General features: G+C 39.4%; 10 protein-coding genes and 1 tRNA gene. 8 read left to right on the top strand and 3 right to left on the bottom strand.

Annotated elements, in window-relative coordinates; all coding sequences use genetic code 11:
• Positions 1–5: 5 nt before the first annotated feature.
• Complete coding sequence (locus tag ACO052_RS00965) at positions 6–3,590, bottom strand: protein O-mannosyl-transferase family (RefSeq protein ID WP_422106134.1); 3,585 nt, start codon at positions 3,588–3,590, stop codon at positions 6–8.
• Between the two features lie 193 nt (positions 3,591–3,783).
• Here ACO052_RS00965 and ACO052_RS00960 point away from each other — a divergent pair.
• A tRNA-Gln gene (locus ACO052_RS00960) sits at positions 3,784–3,856 on the top strand.
• Positions 3,857–4,071: 215 nt separating this feature from the next.
• On the opposite strand, the gene ACO052_RS00955 is transcribed toward ACO052_RS00960, so the two are convergent.
• A complete protein-coding gene (locus tag ACO052_RS00955; RefSeq protein WP_422106133.1) occupies positions 4,072–4,896 on the bottom strand; it encodes a universal stress protein in 825 nt (274 codons plus the stop codon).
• A 32-nt stretch (positions 4,897–4,928) separates the two neighbouring features.
• Between ACO052_RS00955 and rimP the strand changes: the two genes are divergently transcribed.
• The 3 genes from rimP to infB all read left to right on the top strand — a co-directional run bounded on the left by rimP (position 4,929) and on the right by infB (position 9,503).
• On the top strand, positions 4,929–5,513 hold the full coding sequence (rimP, locus tag ACO052_RS00950; RefSeq protein WP_422106132.1) for a ribosome assembly cofactor RimP: 585 nt from the start codon (positions 4,929–4,931) through the stop codon (positions 5,511–5,513).
• A gap of 12 nt (positions 5,514–5,525) precedes the next feature.
• Entirely contained in the window at positions 5,526–6,758 is a 1,233-nt protein-coding gene (nusA, locus tag ACO052_RS00945; protein WP_422106131.1) for a transcription termination factor NusA, read from the top strand.
• A gap of 69 nt (positions 6,759–6,827) precedes the next feature.
• A complete protein-coding gene (gene infB, locus ACO052_RS00940; protein ID WP_422106130.1) occupies positions 6,828–9,503 on the top strand; it encodes a translation initiation factor IF-2 in 2,676 nt (891 codons plus the stop codon).
• Between the two features lie 742 nt (positions 9,504–10,245).
• On the opposite strand, the gene ACO052_RS00935 is transcribed toward infB, so the two are convergent.
• Positions 10,246–10,635 (bottom strand): SPOR domain-containing protein, encoded by a 390-nt coding sequence (locus tag ACO052_RS00935; protein ID WP_422106129.1) that lies wholly within the window; start codon positions 10,633–10,635, stop codon positions 10,246–10,248.
• Positions 10,636–10,846: 211 nt separating this feature from the next.
• On the opposite strand from ACO052_RS00935, the gene ACO052_RS00930 reads away from it, so the two are divergent.
• From ACO052_RS00930 to ACO052_RS00915, 4 genes are all read left to right on the top strand, one after another.
• Positions 10,847–12,145 carry a c-type cytochrome gene (locus tag ACO052_RS00930; protein WP_422108026.1) on the top strand — a complete coding sequence of 433 codons (1,299 nt, stop codon included), beginning with the start codon at positions 10,847–10,849 and terminating at the stop codon, positions 12,143–12,145.
• Between the two features lie 84 nt (positions 12,146–12,229).
• Positions 12,230–15,343 carry a TAT-variant-translocated molybdopterin oxidoreductase gene (locus ACO052_RS00925; protein WP_422106128.1) on the top strand — a complete coding sequence of 1,038 codons (3,114 nt, stop codon included), beginning with the start codon at positions 12,230–12,232 and terminating at the stop codon, positions 15,341–15,343.
• Positions 15,344–15,513: 170 nt separating this feature from the next.
• Entirely contained in the window at positions 15,514–17,250 is a 1,737-nt protein-coding gene (gene nrfD, locus ACO052_RS00920; protein ID WP_422106127.1) for an NrfD/PsrC family molybdoenzyme membrane anchor subunit, read from the top strand.
• A gap of 8 nt (positions 17,251–17,258) precedes the next feature.
• Positions 17,259–17,798: a DUF3341 domain-containing protein gene (locus tag ACO052_RS00915; protein ID WP_422106126.1), complete on the top strand. Its 540-nt coding sequence runs from the start codon at positions 17,259–17,261 to the stop codon at positions 17,796–17,798.
• The last annotated feature ends 1 nt before the right edge of the window (position 17,799 follow it).

Below are 17,799 nucleotides of genomic sequence, written 5' to 3'. Positions count from 1 at the left end.
AGGTGCTATTCTTCAGGTGCTATAGAATCTTGGATGCTGTCGCTTAATATCGAATTAATATCTATATCCTCTCTTGGCTCATATTCGTCTTCGGATCCCATAATATCCAGCAAACTTAAATAGCTGTTGAATTTCTTGGTTTCTTCGAGTGCAAAATCCTTATCATTATAGATGATTAATAAATCGACAAGGGCTCTATACCGCTGGATATCCAAGTAAATGTCTTCAATATTACTTATTTGGTCATCCTCATCGAGCCCGCCGTAATAAATGAGGTTTTCTTGGTATATCTTAGCAACATCCATATAAAGTGCCCTACCTTTTTCAACATTGCCAATTTCATAATAAGCGCTGATATAAGGTTCTAAAAGTGAATGGAAACCGAATTTGTCAACAGGCATCTTTTCCATAGCCAAATCAGCAATTTCTTCGGCTTTATCCAATTCGTCTTCATTAATGAGTGCTTCTATTAAACGTGCCAAGTTACCTCTATAAGTAATACCGTTTCTTCGGGTTTCAATGTCGTGATAGATCTCTTCGCCACTGCCTCCCCAATTCCATTGTTTTACCATATTGTACATGAGGTCAGGATCAACACGTCCCATATCATATGGATTGGCTCTGTCAATAGGTGTTTTTATAGGGACCAATTTGTAGCACATACCATCGAGCTGTAAATAATCCTTTAGCCATACATAATCATCAGCACCAAAAGCACCGCCTGTAAAGTAAATAGGCCTTTCCCAATTGTTGTTGGCAATAATGTCTAACATCAGCAATCTATTTTTGTAGATATAACTGCCTTCAATTTCAGCATACAAATTATCTACAATGAGGTCTGCGTCCTTAGGTTTGACAATACCATTTTTTAAAACGACGTCTTTATTCACGGGAATACTGATATGTCTTGTTGGGAAATAATTGGTTTTTAAAATATGACTTGGATATTGCGCCGGATCTTCACCTTGGGCCTTTATGACGTAGGCAAATTTTGTTTTTGGATCTTCATTAGCCACAAAGTCCATAAAATCTTTAATAGGTAGTGTGTCTTGGGTAATTTCACGTCTTATAATAACGTCTCTGTTGCCACCTCGATATTGATTATGCGTTAATTGTGAAGGAATAGGGTCACTTTCGTAAGCCTTTCGTTTCATTTGATCAATATACCAATCCGTTTGAAATAAGCTCGTGTTAACCACACGTACGTCGGTCCGTACACCTTCGATTTCTTGTAAATACCAAAGTGGAAAAGAATCATTATCACCAATAGTGAAGAGGATAGCGTTAGGAGCGCAGGATTCCAAATACTTACGCGCCATGGCATTGGCTGTGTATTTTCCAGAGCGATCATGGTCATCCCAGTTATTCGCAGCGAGTATTCCAGGAACAATGATAAGACAGGCGAGGGTGATGACCGGAGCCAATAGTTTTGATTTTACACTCGTTTTTAAAAGGTCATAAATCGCATAGACTCCAAAACCAATCCAAATCGCAAAGACATAAAATGAGCCCACTACAGAATAATCGCGTTCACGTGGTTCAAAAGGTCTAATGTTGGTATAGAACTGAATAGCTAAACCAGTTAATAGGAAAAATACCAACAGCACCCAAAAACGCTTAGCATCCGTATACATTAAAAAGAAAAATCCAACAAGACCCAGTATGAGCGGTAAAAAGTAGTAGGTGTTTCTGGCTTTATTTTCCAGAACTTCGGTTTGTAGATTGTCTTGGGATACGCCGAGGTGCAATTCGTCAATAAATGATATACCCGAAATCCAATTCCCATTAAAATTGTCGTATTTCCCTTGAATATCATTTTGTCGTCCCGTAAAATTCCACATAAAATAACGCCAGTACATATAACCAAACTGGTATTGAAACATATAGGCCAGATTGTCTCCAAACGAAGGCTTTTCAATAATCAAATATTGCTGGCCGTAGCGTCTTAAAAATTGGTCATAATCTTCATAGTCTACTTCACCATTCCTAATGCGCATTCTAAAATCATTAACCACTTGGTCGAAGCGTCGTTTTTCCTGAAGGGCGTATTGACTTGCCTGTTCTTCACTTAAACCCACACTGAGTGCTTCATTAAAAGCACGGGTTTGAAGGTTCGGATCCACTTTAAAGTCAATTAAACCCGTAAACATCATGTAATTATCGGCATGCTCACTACTCCACATTCTTGGTAAAATGGATGCATGGTCGTGGTTGTAATTTTGCTTGCTGCCTTCCCAGTCGTTTATGATAACGTACTTGCCTTGTGCTTCATCCCGTTCGTAGTTCTTTTTATCGTCCACAAAAGGTTCATCCGCATCGGCACCAGAATAGATTTCTGTAAACTGCGGCCCATAAAACAAATGGGTCTCAGGATACTGTTCTAGATTGTAATAGGCTAGTAATTCTCGGGCATCTGAGGGGTCATTTTCATTGATGATAACATTGGCATTGGCGCGTATAGGTAACATCATCCAAGACGAAAAGCCCATAAAGATAAACATCAAGCACAGTACTAATGTATTGATGTGTACCAAACCCTTCTGACGTGTGTAGTTAAGGCCAAAATAGAATACGCCAATGACAAGTAAGCCCGTAATTATGGTTCCGGAATTAAACGGTAATCCGATGGAATTTACAAAGAAGACCTCTAGATAACCAAATAATTTTAGTGTTGATGGTAATAGTAACTTGAATATGAACAGTAATATAGCTGCTGCAATAGCATTGACTAAAACAAAATGTAAGTTCTTCTTTATAAATATTTTGAGTGTTAAGTCTTTGTGCTTAGTAAAATGGTAATAATAGCCTATGGCAACCAAAGCCATTAGCAAAAGAAGCGGAATGCCTGGGAAATATTCGAATCCTTCAAATAGTGCATATAGTAGAACTAAAGAGATGACTATGGTCAGTGCAAATAGAGCAAAAGCAACCAAAAAATCGTCTAACAACTGACCTTTGTAATGTTTAAAATAATAAATAAGGCCTATAGCAGGAATGGTTAACAGCCCCATAAAGTGGACTCCAAACGACAAACCAATAATAAAAGCGATGAGGATCAACCAACGGTTACCTCTTGGTGTGTGCATATCTTGTTCCCAACGTAAGGCCAAATAAAACATAACGGCCATGATTAAGGTCGCCATGGCGTAGACTTCGGTTTCAACGGCATTAAACCAAAACGAATCCGTGAATGTAAAGGCCAAACTGCCTACTAAGGCACTGCCCAAGACTGCCATTCCTTTACTTTGGCTGGAGTCTTTATGGTATTTTACCAGTTTCACCAACAGCATACTGATGGTCCAAAACATAAACAGAATCGTGAATGCACTGGCCACGGCACTCATCATATTCATGATCATCCCTATTTGTGACGGCTCCAGAGCAAAAATAGAAAAGAAGGCTCCCATCATCTGAAACAACGGTGCTCCTGGCGGATGACCCACCTGTAATTTTGATGAGGTTAAAATATACTCACCAGCATCCCAAAAGCTAACGGTGGGTTCTATGGTAAGGGCATAAACCGCAAATGCTACAGCAAATACAAACCATGCTAAAATGTTGTTCCACTTTTTAAAGTTAAAATCCGTCATGAAAACCTTAGATATTGATGTTGGCGAATTTACTAATTATTATAGTAATGCCTAAGCTTTTAAGTTAACGTTAAGTAATTTCAATTATTTTGTGGTTTTTTTTTGCCTAAGACAAACTTTGTTTTAAATTTGCACCCTCTTACGCTCAAACTACGTCTGAGCTACAGAGGGCAAAGTGCTCAAATAAAGAGATTGGCCTATGGTGTAACTGGCAACACGTCTGGTTTTGGTCCAGAAGAGTCTAGGTTCGAGCCCTAGTAGGCCAACTAAAATAGGAGTCCTGAACATTGATTTGTTTGGGACTTTTTCTTTTTACGAAAAGTTTTATTGGGCGAGAAGCCTGTGCCGAGCATTGGTTGAGATAACATATATGTTGTTGAAAGCACCTTGCAAAGCAAGTCGAAGGGAGCCCTAGTAGGCCAATTAAAAAATCCTAATCAGTTATGATTAGGATTTTTTAATTAAATGGATATTACTATATCTAAATCTTAAACGTAATCACTGGCCGATCGGCATGGTTGACCAAATCCTCACTAATACTACTATTAAAAAAATGGGCTATACCTTGGCGACCATGGGTACTGATCCCAATAAGATCAGCATCAATCTCTTCGGAGAAATTTAAAATACCCTGTTCCACACTTTTGTCGTTGTGCACATTAATCGTAAAGTTTTCAAAAGTTTGGCCCGCGATAAAATCATTAATTCGTGTTCTAGAATCATAGGTCGTAATGAAATTATTTGCCGTATTCACCAAAAGCAAATGAATTCTAGAGTTGAATAGCTGTGCAAATTTTACGGCTTGTTTATAGGTCTCTTTATTATCGTTCTTAAAGTCGGAAGCAAAGACAAAGTTTCTAATATTAAAACTGTTGTGCTCATTTTTAATGACCAGCACGGGGACGTCCGAAGAACGCACCACTTTCTCAGCATTAGAACCGATAAACATTTCCTTAAGACCAGAAGCCCCATGAGAGCCCATAACAATCAAGTCGATATCAAACTCTTTGCAGGCCTCTTTAATTTCATTGAAGGTAATATCGGCCTTAACCGTCTCATGAACAGTAATGTCCTCTAAAAAATCATGTTCCATAAGATCTTCAAACTTCTTATGGGCAAGTCTCATAAAAAATAAAGCTTCAGGAACATCACTATGCGCGTTTATGGGATCGATCTGTTGCATGGGAATTTCCATCATATGCAATAAATAAATCTCGGCATTGTGTTTTCTTGCTAACATGGCCGCCACTTTAAGTGCATGCTCAGCTTGCTCTGAAAAATCTGTAGGAACAAGTATTCGGTTCATTATATATTGATTTTAGTTAGTCATATAAATTTATGAAAATAATTCCACTTTTAAGGGCTTTGAAAAATCAATATAAAAGTTGTATATTTGCACCGTTGTTTACGATAATGAATAAGCGAGAGGACGAGGAGTCCTCTCTTTTTATATCAGACATGTTTAGGGAAACGGTAAAAGAGTTATTGGATAATGCGCTAAATGAGCGCCAAGATTTATTCCTTATAGATTTCGACATCTTATCGGATTATACAATAAGAGTTGTACTAGACGGAGATAAAGGCGTCTTGGTAGAAGACTGTATGTTTGTGAGCAGGTCTATAGAGCACAATTTAGATCGGGAAGCACAGGATTTTTCCTTAGAGGTCACCTCGAGTGGTGCCGCATCGCCATTAGTGCTCCCAAGACAATACAACAAACATATAGGTCGAACTTTAGAAGTAAAGACCAATGAAGGCAACAAACTGGAAGGTCAATTGACGGAAGCTAGTGAAGATGGCATCCTGTTAACCTGGAAAGCAAGAGAACCAAAACCTGTAGGCAAGGGTAAAGTAACCGTAACAAAGGAAGCTGCTATTGCCTTTAGTGATATTAAGGAAGCAAAAGTTAAAATAAAATTTTAATTCATATCAATTATGGAAAATGTAGCATTGATTGAATCATTTTCGGAATTTAAGGACGATAAGTTAATAGACAGAGTAACGCTGATGGCGATTCTAGAAGATGTGTTGCGTAATGCATTAAAGAAAAAATATGGGGACGACGATAACTTTGATATTATTATAAATCCAGATAAAGGGGATTTAGAGATATGGAGAAATCGCATCGTTGTAGCCGATGGAGAAGTTGAGGAGCCTAATCAGGAAATCGCCTTGTCTGAAGCTCAGAAAATCGAACCTGATTTTGAAGTGGGCGAGGATGTTGCAGAAGAAGTAAAGCTTGTAGATTTGGGAAGACGTTCTATTTTAGCTTTGAGACAGAATTTAATCTCTAAAATTCACGAGCACGATAACACTAATATCTACAAGCAGTTTAAGGAACTAGAAGGAGAGATTTACACTGCTGAGGTTCACCACATTCGCCATAGAGCAATTATTTTGTTAGATGATGATGGTAATGAGATTATCCTGCCTAAGGATAGACAAATTCCTTCGGATTTCTTCAGAAAAGGGGAAAACGTCAGAGGTATTATTGAAAGCGTAGAATTAAAAGGAAGCAAGCCGGCGATCATCATGTCTAGAACATCACCATTGTTCTTAGAAAAGTTGTTTGAACAGGAGATTCCAGAAGTCTTTGACGGTCTTATTACCGTTAAGAAAGTGGTGAGAATTCCAGGCGAAAAGGCCAAAGTAGCAGTAGATTCTTATGATGATAGAATTGATCCTGTCGGGGCCTGTGTCGGTATGAAAGGATCGAGAATTCACGGTATTGTGAGAGAATTGGGCAATGAAAATATCGATGTGATTAATTATACCAATAACGTGCAGCTGTTTGTAACCAGAGCATTAAGCCCTGCGCGTGTGACCTCTTTAAAATTAGACGAGGACAATATGCGGGCCGAAGTATTGCTAAAACCAGAAGAGGTGTCTAAAGCCATTGGTAGAGGCGGTCATAACATTCGCTTGGCAGGTCAATTAACAGGTTACGAGATTGATGTGTTCAGGGAAGGTGCAGAGGAAGACGTGGAATTAAAGGAATTCTCTGATGAAATCGAGGGATGGATTATCGATGAGTTTAGCAAGGCTGGTTTAGATACGGCGAAAAGTATACTAGAGCAGGATGTGAATGATTTGGTAAAGCGTACGGATTTAGAAGAAGAAACAATATTAGATGTCATTAGAATTCTAAAAGAGGAATTCGAAGACTAAATAGCAGTTTGGCTTTAAATGAGTTAAAGTTAGATTGATATAACAGATTTAAGTATATTACGGCAATTTATGGCTCAAATTAGAATAAATAAAGTATTAAGGGAATTGAATATCTCATTAGATCGTGCTGTGGACTTTTTGGAGTCCAAGGGTATTGATATTGAGAAAAGCCCCAATACAAAAATTTCGCAGGAGGTTTACGATACGCTGTCCGATGAATTTCAGACGGATGCATCTAAGCGTGAAAAAGCCCAAGAAGTAAGTGAAGCAAAACTCAAGGAAAAAGAAGAGCTTCGCGAACAACGTGAACGCGAAATTGAAGAAAAAGAAAAAAAGGAAGCCGCCAAAGAAACTGTCGTTAAGGCTAGGGCAGAATTGAGTGGGCCTAAGCAAATCGGTAAAATCGATTTAGATAAAAAACCAAAGGCTAAGGTAGAGAAAAAAGAAGAAGCTCCTAAGCCTGTTGAAAAGGTTGAAAAACCTAAGGTTGTAAAAGAAAAACCGAAAAAGGAAACGACTCCTAAAGTTGAGCCTAAGGTTGAAAAGCCAGCGCAAACTGAAGAAGTCCCTAAGACAGATGAAAAATTAAAAACCCAATATCAAAAACTTACGGGGCCCGTAACCACAGGAAAAAAGATAGATCTTTCTCAGTTTAACAAGCCCAAAAAGAAGAAAGAAGAAAAGAAGACCGAAACGACGTCTAATACTAATGATGCTAATAAGCGCAAAAGACGTCGCATCAGTAAGGGTGGAAATGATGGAGGCGGACGACCTAACTTTGATAATAGACGAAATCAAAAAGGCAGAGGTTCTAGACCAAAAGTTGTCAAGGAGGAGCCAAGTGAAGAGGAAGTACAAAAGCAAGTTAGGGAAACCCTAGAAAAACTTCAGGGGAAATCCAATAAAGGAAAAGGAGCCAAGTACCGTCGAGAAAAAAGAGAACAACATAGAGAACAATCTGAGAAAGAACTTCAGGCAGAAGCTGCAGAAAGCAAAATCCTAAAGGTTACGGAGTTTGTGACCGTAAGTGAAGTGGCTACGATGATGGATGTTGGAGTGACTCAGGTGATTTCGGCCTGTATGTCATTAGGGATGATGGTAACGATGAACCAGCGATTAGATGCTGAGACGCTTTCCATTGTTGCTGAAGAGTTTGGATACGATGTCGAATTTGTAACAGCCGATATAGAAGAATCTATAGAAACCGCTGCTGATGATCCTAAAGACTTAAAACCCCGTGCTCCTATCGTAACCGTTATGGGTCACGTTGACCACGGTAAGACATCGCTTCTGGATTATATACGTGAAGAGAACGTTATTGCTGGTGAGTCCGGTGGCATCACACAGCATATTGGAGCCTACGGTGTGGAATTGAAAGACGGTCAAAAAATAGCATTTTTAGATACACCAGGTCACGAGGCCTTTACCGCGATGCGTGCACGTGGTGCGCAGGTGACAGATATTGCGATTATTGTGGTCGCTGCAGATGATGCTATTATGCCACAAACCAAAGAAGCTATTTCTCATGCCCAGGCAGCTGGAGTACCCATCGTATTTGCGATTAACAAAATAGATAAACCAGATGCTAATCCAGACAAGGTTAAGGAAGGATTGGCCAATATGAATTTATTGGTAGAAGATTGGGGAGGAAAGATTCAGTCGCATGATATTTCGGCAAAGTTTGGTACAGGAGTTAAAGAGTTGCTTGAAAAAGTATTGCTTGAAGCCGAATTACTTGAGTTAACAGCTAACCCAAGCAAACCGGCAAATGGTACTGTTGTGGAAGCGTATTTGGATAAAGGTAGAGGCTATGTCTCTACAATTCTGGTACAAGCCGGAACATTAAAAGTTGGAGACTATGTCCTAGCCGGTAAGAATAGTGGTAAGGTAAAAGCGATGCACGATGAACGTGGCAACAATGTATCCGAAGCTGGCCCTTCAACACCAGTATCTATCTTAGGATTAGATGGTGCACCACAGGCCGGGGATAAGTTCAATGTCTTCGAAGATGAAAGAGAAGCTAAACAAATTGCAGCCAAACGTACACAGTTACAGCGTGAGCAATCCGTAAGAACGCAGCGCCATATCACACTTGATGAAATCGGAAGACGTATAGCCTTAGGGGATTTCCAAGAGTTAAATATTATTCTGAAAGGGGACGTGGATGGTTCTGTAGAAGCCTTAACAGACTCCTTCCAGAAGTTATCTACTGAAGAAATTCAAGTGAACATTATCCATAAAGGCGTTGGTGCAATCACTGAAAGTGATGTACTACTCGCTTCAGCCTCCGATGCTATTATTGTTGGATTTAATGTGCGTCCTGTTGGAAATGCAAGGACTATAGCCGATAAAGAAGAAATCGATATCCGAACCTACTCTATCATCTATGATGCTATCAATGATCTAAAAGATGCCATGGAAGGTTTATTGTCGCCTGAAGTCAAAGAAGAAGTTACCGGTACAGCTGAGATTAGAGAGACCTTCAAGATTTCGAAAATCGGAACAATTGCAGGTTGTATGGTCACTAATGGTAAAATCTTTAGAAACTCTGGTGTGAGAATTATTAGAGATGGTGTCGTGGTATTTACAGGTGAACTCGCCTCCTTAAAACGCTTTAAGGACGATGTCAAAGAAGTGTCTAAAGGCTATGATTGTGGTATACAAATCAAAGGCTATAATGATATCAAGGAAAGTGATATTATAGAGGCTTTCCAAGAAGTTGAGGTTAAGAAGACCTTGAAATAATAATAGTTATACCCTGTTTGAATGACATTCTCATTGATTGTAAATGTCTTTGAATTATGAGATGTCTCACACAAGGTTCGACATGACATACGTTTCGAATTATAAGATTAAGCCTGCCTGTGAGTATGGTTATTGAGTGACCTCGAAATGCAATCGAGGTATCGAAGGGACCAATGAATCTAAGTGAAGTAAGAGTGTCTTTCAGATTCTTCTACTTCGCTTTTAACTTCACCAAAACTACATTGAACGAGTCACTCTGTGTTTGAATTACATTTTCGTTGATTGTAAATGCCCTCGAATTATGAGATGTCTCACACAAGGTTCGACATGACATACGTTTCGAACTATAAGACCGAGCCTGCCTGTGAGTATGGTTATCGAATGACCTCGAAATGCAGCCGAGGTATAGAAGTCGACATGAGATCCTGAAGGTTTTCAGAGCAGCTAAATCTCATATCTATCAATAAGAAGTACTGCTTAGCTCAATTCTGAGTGGATATGGTCATTGATCATGGCTATCGTGCAAACCTGAGTATTTGTCATTTCGAACTGATGTGAGAAATCTCATGCCGTAGTATAGAGTGAAATTATTTTGTTTCACTTTTAGTGATATTACTATTTCAAACTGTCACGCTGAGCTTGTCGAAGCGCCGCGCCTTCCAAAGTCTTGTACGGCGGACAGGCAGTCGAAGCATCGAAGTTCAATGTGAGAAACCGAAGGTTAAGCAATGCACCTAACGACTTACTTTTTTTTCTTCTCCGCTTTGGGTCGAAAAATAATGGCATTCATGTAATTTTTCTTGATTTTAGCCAAAGCACGATCCGCTTCCAATCGGGTCGCAAAATTACCGACCCAAACTTTGTAATTAGGGGTGTTCCAAACAATCTCCACAGGCCATTCGCCATAAGCATTTAAAAAGTTCAGTTTTTCACGTTGCGCTTTATCGGGATCGACACTTTGATACACCTGTATTTTATAAATTTTGGTGGTTTCTATGTCCTTTTTGAATTCCAATAATTTATCGATATCACGGTCTTGGTCAATAGTGACTTCACCTTGCTGAGCAGCGAGGTTTAATGACAAGAATAATGCGCTTATCACGATGCTAATATGTCTAAGTTTTATGCTCATAATGACTAGTTTTGATGCAAAGGTATGCTAATCAACGCAAATGCCTGAAAAATGTTATTTAGAATTGGTATAAATTAGATATTAACACTTCTCTAAGATTTCTAAAATCGACTTTATGCCTTACTTTTGCATGAGTTTTTGGAATCATGACTTTAGTCATATTTTACTGAAAAAATCGTACCAAAGTTTAGAAGATAATTCAACTCAGAATATGAAACAGGTGATCTACCGAAATTTAACCGCTAAGATACTCAGTCTAGGTTTTATTTTATTACTTACGTTTTCAACCTCACTTAGTGCCCAAGACGGCGATCCACAAGCAGGAGACCCAGCAAACGGAAAATCAATATTCAATGCCAATTGTGCCGCTTGTCATAAATTAGACAGCGATATGACTGGTCCTGCACTTCGTAATGTTGAAGCACGACTTGCCGAAGAAGGCTTGGACAGGGAATGGATTAATGCATGGATAAAAAACAGTTCGGCATTGATAAAATCAGGTGATGCTTATGCTAATAAGATTTATAATGAGTGGAACCAAACAGCCATGAATGCCTTCCCGCAGTTGAGCGATCAGGATATTTCGGATATTTTAGCTTACACAGCCCAGCCTAAACCAGAACCGCCAGCGCCAATACCTGGGGATCCTTCAGAAGCAACAGGAGGTGGTGTTTCCAACGATTTAATTCTTGGTGCTTTAGCAGTATTATTCGGACTCTTGGCCATGGCCTTAATTTTAGTAAAACGTACTTTAAATCGTTTTGCTGAAGCCAAAGGTATAGAAGTCGTTGCAGAGGCTAAGAGAAAACCGATATGGAAAGCCTTTGTTGAAAACCAATTCTTAGTATTGGTAACAGCGATTTTCTTCCTATTGGCTAGTGGTTATTTTGTATATGGCTATCTAATGCAAGTCGGTGTTGATCAGGGGTACGAACCTGTACAACCTATTCACTATTCACATAGAATTCACGCAGGAGATAATGGTATCGATTGTAAGTACTGTCACTCATCAGCACGAGTGAGTAAGCACTCAGGGATCCCATCATTGAATATTTGTATGAATTGTCATAAATCCATTTCTCAAGTGGCAGAGGCAACGCAGCAAGAAGGCTTGAGTGAGTATGGAGTCGATTACAACGCTGAGATACAGAAATTGTATGAAGCCGTAGGATGGGATGGAAGAGACTATACAGGTGAATCAAAACCCGTGAAATGGATACGCATTCACAATTTGCCTGATTTTGCTTATTTCAACCACTCACAGCACGTATCTGTGGCTGGTGTAGAGTGCCAGACTTGTCATGGTCCGGTTGAGGAAATGGAAATCATGTATCAGCACTCTCCATTGACTATGGGCTGGTGTATTAACTGTCATAGAGAAACCAATGTAAAAGTTAAAGACAACGGCTACTATACGAAGATTCACGAGGAATTATCAAAAAAGTATGGTGTTGATCAGTTGACTGCGGCACAAATGGGTGGATTAGAATGTGGTAAGTGTCACTATTAAAAATTAAAGAATTACGATTGACGAATTACGAAAGTTGGCAAAAGCAGAATCGTAAATCGTAAATCAAAAATCATAAATAACAATATGTCATCAAACAAGAAATACTGGAAAAGTGTTGAAGAGCTAAACCAAAATAGCTCTATTGTTGAGACACTTCAGCAAAATGAATTTGTGGAGGAGATTCCAACAGATGAATTTTTAGGTGATAAAGAGACGCTTGAGTCGTCATCAACCTCACGTCGTGATTTCTTAAAGTATGTTGGATTTAGTACTGCGGCGGCATCTTTGGCCGCCTGTGAAGGTCCAGTGATTAAGTCAATCCCTTATGTGGTTCAGCCCACTGAGATTGTGCCTGGTGTTGCTAATTATTACGCAACGACCATAGCGAATGGTTATGATTTTGCCAGTGTACTCGTAAAGACAAGAGAAGGGCGCCCTATAAAGATTGAGAATAACACAGATGCAGCCACTAATGGTATGGCTAATGCAAGAGTACATGCCTCGGTCTTGGGATTATACGATAACCTAAGGGTAAAGTCACCAATGAAAGATGGTGCCAGCATTTCTTGGGATACCTTTATGTCTGAAACGACATCCAAATTAAATGGACTGGCTGATGACAAGCAGATTGTATTCTTAACGGCAACAATGCCAAGTCCATCTGCTCACAAATTAATAGCTGAGTTTTCTGAAAAATATGGTAATGTAAAGCATGTGGCTTATGATGCTATTTCAGAGTCAGCAACCTTAGATGCTTATGAAGCTAAGTACGGCAAAAGAGGAATGGCTAACTACGATTTCTCTAAGGCCAAAACTATTGTTTCTGTTGGAGCGGATTTCTTAGGAGATTGGCAAGGAGGAGGCTTCGAATCTGAGTATGCTAAAAAGCGTATTCCAGATCATGGAAAGATGTCGCGCCATATCCAGTTCGAATCTAACATGTCGTTAACTGGTGCAAATGCTGATAAGCGTGTGCCAATAACACCGAGCGAACAGAGAAAGGTATTGGCAAAATTATATAGTCTGGTTGTAGGCGGAGCAGTATCAGTTGATTTGCCAGATAATATATTAGATGCGGTTCAAAAAGCAGCCAATGAAATTAAAAAGGCTGGAAGCAATGCTGTAGTGGTTACTGGCATTCAAGATGTCAATGCACAAACCGTAGCATTAGAAATCAACGAGCACTTAAGTAGTAAAGCATTTGATCCTGATACCGTTATATTAACGAGACAAGGAAATGATAAGTCTGTAATGCAACTCGTTGCAGATATGAAAGCTGGTAGAGTTGGTGCACTGATTATGAGTGGTGTTAATCCAATGTACACTTTAGCAAATGCAACGGACTTTGCTGAAGGTTTGAAGAAAACGGAATTGTCAATTGCGTTTTCGATGAAGAATGATGAAACGGCTTCAAACTGTAATTATATTGCAGCCGCACCTCATAATCTTGAGTCTTGGGGTGACTTCGAATTAAAGTCTGGACATTATTCAATGATGCAGCCGACCATTCGCCCTTTATTTGATACCAAACAATTTCAAGAAGTGCTTTTAGCATGGAATGGAAATAGCGCATCATACAGAGATTACTTAAAATCTTTATGGACTACAGATATCTTAAATGGTGTATCATTTAACAAAGCGGTTCAAGATGGTGTGTTTGTAAGTGCAGTATCAACAGATATTGAAACACCAGTAGATACGACCTCTGCTGAAACAGAAGGCGAAGCGACTGAAACTCCTAGTGGAAATGCCGCAAGAGCATTAGCGCGTTCAGCGAAGTCTAGTGGCATGGAATTAGCACTTTATGCTAAAACAGGTATGGGTGACGGTCAGCAAGCCAATAACCCTTGGTTGCAAGAATTCCCAGATCCGATTACAAGAACAACTTGGGATAACTATTTAACCATATCTAGAGTTGATGCCGAAGCCAAAGGATTGGTCAATGAAAATGTTGCCAATGGAGGCTTAAATGGTAGTTATGCTAATGTTACGGTTAATGGAGTTACCGTTGAAAACGTTCCTGTAATTATTCAACCGGGACAGGCTAAAGGCTCTGTAGGATTGGCATTTGGATATGGAAGAACATCAGATGCTCTGAAATCAGAAATGAAGACTGGGGTGAATGCCTATCCATTATATCAAAACTTCAATACGGTACAAGAGGTTACAATTGAGAAGGCATCTGGTACACATGAGTTTGCTTGTGTACAATTACATAATACTTTAATGGGTCGTGGAGATATCATTAAGGAAACCAGTTTGGAGATTTTTAATACTAAAGACAAAGACTATTGGAATGCTGTACCAAAAGTTTCCAAAGATCATATAGAAACCCCCGTAACTTCACCTGATGTTGATTTATGGGAGTCCTTTGACCGTTCAATTGGTCACCACTTTAATTTATCTATCGACTTAAATGCTTGTACAGGTTGTGGTGCTTGTGTCATTGCATGTCATGCTGAGAATAATGTACCAGTTGTGGGTAAGTCCGAAATGAGACGTAGTAGAGATATGCACTGGTTGCGTATTGATAGATACTATTCATCTCAAGATTCCTTCGAGGGTGATAATGCCAAAAAGGATAATATTTCTGGTCTAGGAAGTTCATTGAGTGAATTTGGCGAAATGGAGAGTCCTGCAGACAATCCACAAGTCGCTTTTCAACCTGTGATGTGTCAGCACTGTAACCATGCACCTTGTGAGACCGTTTGTCCGGTTGCAGCGACAGCGCATGGTAGACAAGGTCAAAATCATATGGCTTACAACCGTTGTGTGGGTACGAGATATTGTGCCAACAACTGTCCTTATAAAGTACGTCGTTTCAACTGGTTCTTATACAATAAGAACGATGAGTTCGATTACTACATGAACGATGATTTAGGACGTATGGTATTAAATCCAGATGTTACAGTAAGATCTCGTGGTGTGATGGAGAAATGTTCTATGTGTATCCAAAAAACACAAAAGACCATTTTAGATGCGAAGCGTGAAGGTCGTCCTGTAAAAGATGGTGAATTCCAAACGGCATGTTCAGCAGCATGTGGAAATGGCGCTATGGTATTCGGAGATATCAATGATGAGCACAGTAAGATTGCTGAATTAAAAGAAGATAATAGAGCCTATCATTTACTAGAGCACGTAGGTACTAAACCCAATGTGGTGTACCAAACTAAGGTAAGAAATACGGCTGAGGCATAAAAAGTTAAACGTTTGAAGTCAGAAGTTAGAAGTCATCTAGCGTCTGATTCAAATTAATTGTAAAGTGAAATATATAATAGTTTGAAATACGTGGAATGAAGCGAAGATTAATGTCAAGCTTCAAACTTCGAGCTTCAAACTTAAATAATTAAAGAATCAATTATATAATTATGGCGTCTCATTACGAAGCACCTATTAGAAGACCTTTAGTTACCGGAGAAAAATCGTATCACGATGTTACCGTGGATGTAGCAAAACCGGTTGAAGGCAAAGCGAACAAAGCTTGGTGGATTGTTTTCAGCATATCTTTGGTTGCATTCCTCTGGGGAATAGGTTGTATTATTTACACCATTTCGACAGGTATTGGAGTTTGGGGTCTTAACAAGACCGTAAACTGGGCTTGGGATATTACTAACTTCGTCTGGTGGGTTGGTATTGGTCACGCAGGGACACTGATTTCTGCAGTACTTTTACTCTTCCGTCAAAAGTGGAGAATGGCGATTAACCGTTCTGCTGAAGCGATGACAATTTTCTCGGTAATACAAGCTGGTTTATTCCCAATCATTCACATGGGTCGTCCATGGTTAGCCTATTGGGTATTACCAATCCCTAACCAATTTGGATCTTTATGGGTTAACTTTAACTCACCATTACTTTGGGACGTGTTTGCGATTTCGACCTACTTATCGGTATCCTTAGTATTCTGGTGGACTGGTTTGCTACCAGACTTCGCCATGATCAGAGATCGAGCCGTTAGGCCTTTCCAAAAGAAAATATATTCTTTAATTAGCTTTGGGTGGTCGGGTAGAGCAAAAGACTGGCAACGTTTTGAAGAAGTCTCATTAGTACTTGCCGGTTTGGCAACACCTTTAGTACTTTCCGTACATACGATCGTATCTTTTGACTTCGCCACATCGGTGATTCCAGGTTGGCATACCACAATTTTTCCACCCTATTTCGTTGCCGGTGCGATATTCTCAGGATTCGCTATGGTAAATACACTGCTTATCATTATGAGAAAAGTGTGTGACCTCGAAGATTATATTACAGTACAACACATCGAACTCATGAACATAGTCATCATGATTACAGGTTCTATAGTAGGTGTGGCTTATATTACGGAGTTATTTATTGCATGGTATTCGGGTGTAGAATATGAGCAATATGCCTTCTTAAATAGAGCTACTGGTCCTTACTGGTGGGCATACTGGGCAATGATGACCTGTAATGTGTTCTCTCCACAGTTTATGTGGTTTAAGAAACTCAGAACGAGCATTATGTTCTCATTCTTCATTTCTATTGTTGTAAACATAGGGATGTGGTTTGAGCGTTTTGTAATTATTGTAACATCATTACACAGAGATTACTTGCCATCATCTTGGACCATGTTCTCACCAACATTTGTTGATATAGGCATCTTTATTGGTACCATAGGTTTCTTCTTTGTATTGTTCTTATTGTATTCTAGAACATTCCCGGTAATAGCACAGGCAGAGGTGAAGACCATTTTAAAGTCTTCAGGCGAGCGTTATAAGCGCTTAAGAGAAGGTGGTGAAAGCTTAGTGGGTGCAGGAGCAGATGAGCGAACTTCTAATATTGGAGCCGCAATAGTAACAGAATCGAGTTCTGATGATTCAGGTGACAATTCTGGAAAAGTAAATGACCTCTTAGGAACCATAGGATCTTTTGATGCAGCCACGGAGACGGCAGATGACTTAAAGAAAATTAATGGCGTAGGCCCTAAAATGGAAGAGGTATTGAACAGCATAGGTATCTATACTTACCTACAAGTAAGTAAGATGACGAAAAGAGAATATGATTTGTTAGACGCAATCACAGGGTCGTTCCCGGGAAGAGCTGAACGCGATGATTGGGCAGGGCAAGCAAAGAATTTATTAAATAACTAATATAGTATATGGAAGCTTCAAAAGTAATTCATGCTATTTATACAGACGATGATGTATTGATGTCTGCCGTTAAAAAGGTAAAGGCAGAAAAACATCATATCGAAGAAATATATACACCTTTCCCAGTACATGGGTTGGATAAGGCTATGGGCTTAGCGCCTACGCGTATTGCCATTACATCCTTTATGTATGGTTGTGTTGGTTTAACGGTAGCCATTGTCATGATGAATTTTATCATGATTAAGGATTGGCCCCAAGATATTGGTGGTAAACCAAGCTTTAGTTACTTAGAGAATATGCCGGCTTTTGTGCCCATTATGTTTGAGCTTACCGTATTTTTTGCGGCGCATTTGATGGTCATCACCTTTTATTTAAGAAGTAGAATGTGGCCATTTAAGAAAGCTGAGAACCCAGATCCAAGAACAACAGATGACCATTTCTTAATGGAAATTGCTATTCATGATAATGAGAGTGAATTAACATCATTATTGCAGGAAACAGGAGCTGTTGAAATAAATATAGTTGATAAAGACGAAGATGCACATTAGT

It is taken from the genome of Winogradskyella sp. (assembly GCF_965228925.1).
Taxonomy (GTDB): domain Bacteria; phylum Bacteroidota; class Bacteroidia; order Flavobacteriales; family Flavobacteriaceae; genus Winogradskyella.
The sequence above is the reverse complement of the archived record's forward strand: the minus strand, read 5'-3'. Positions and strand labels throughout refer to the sequence as shown.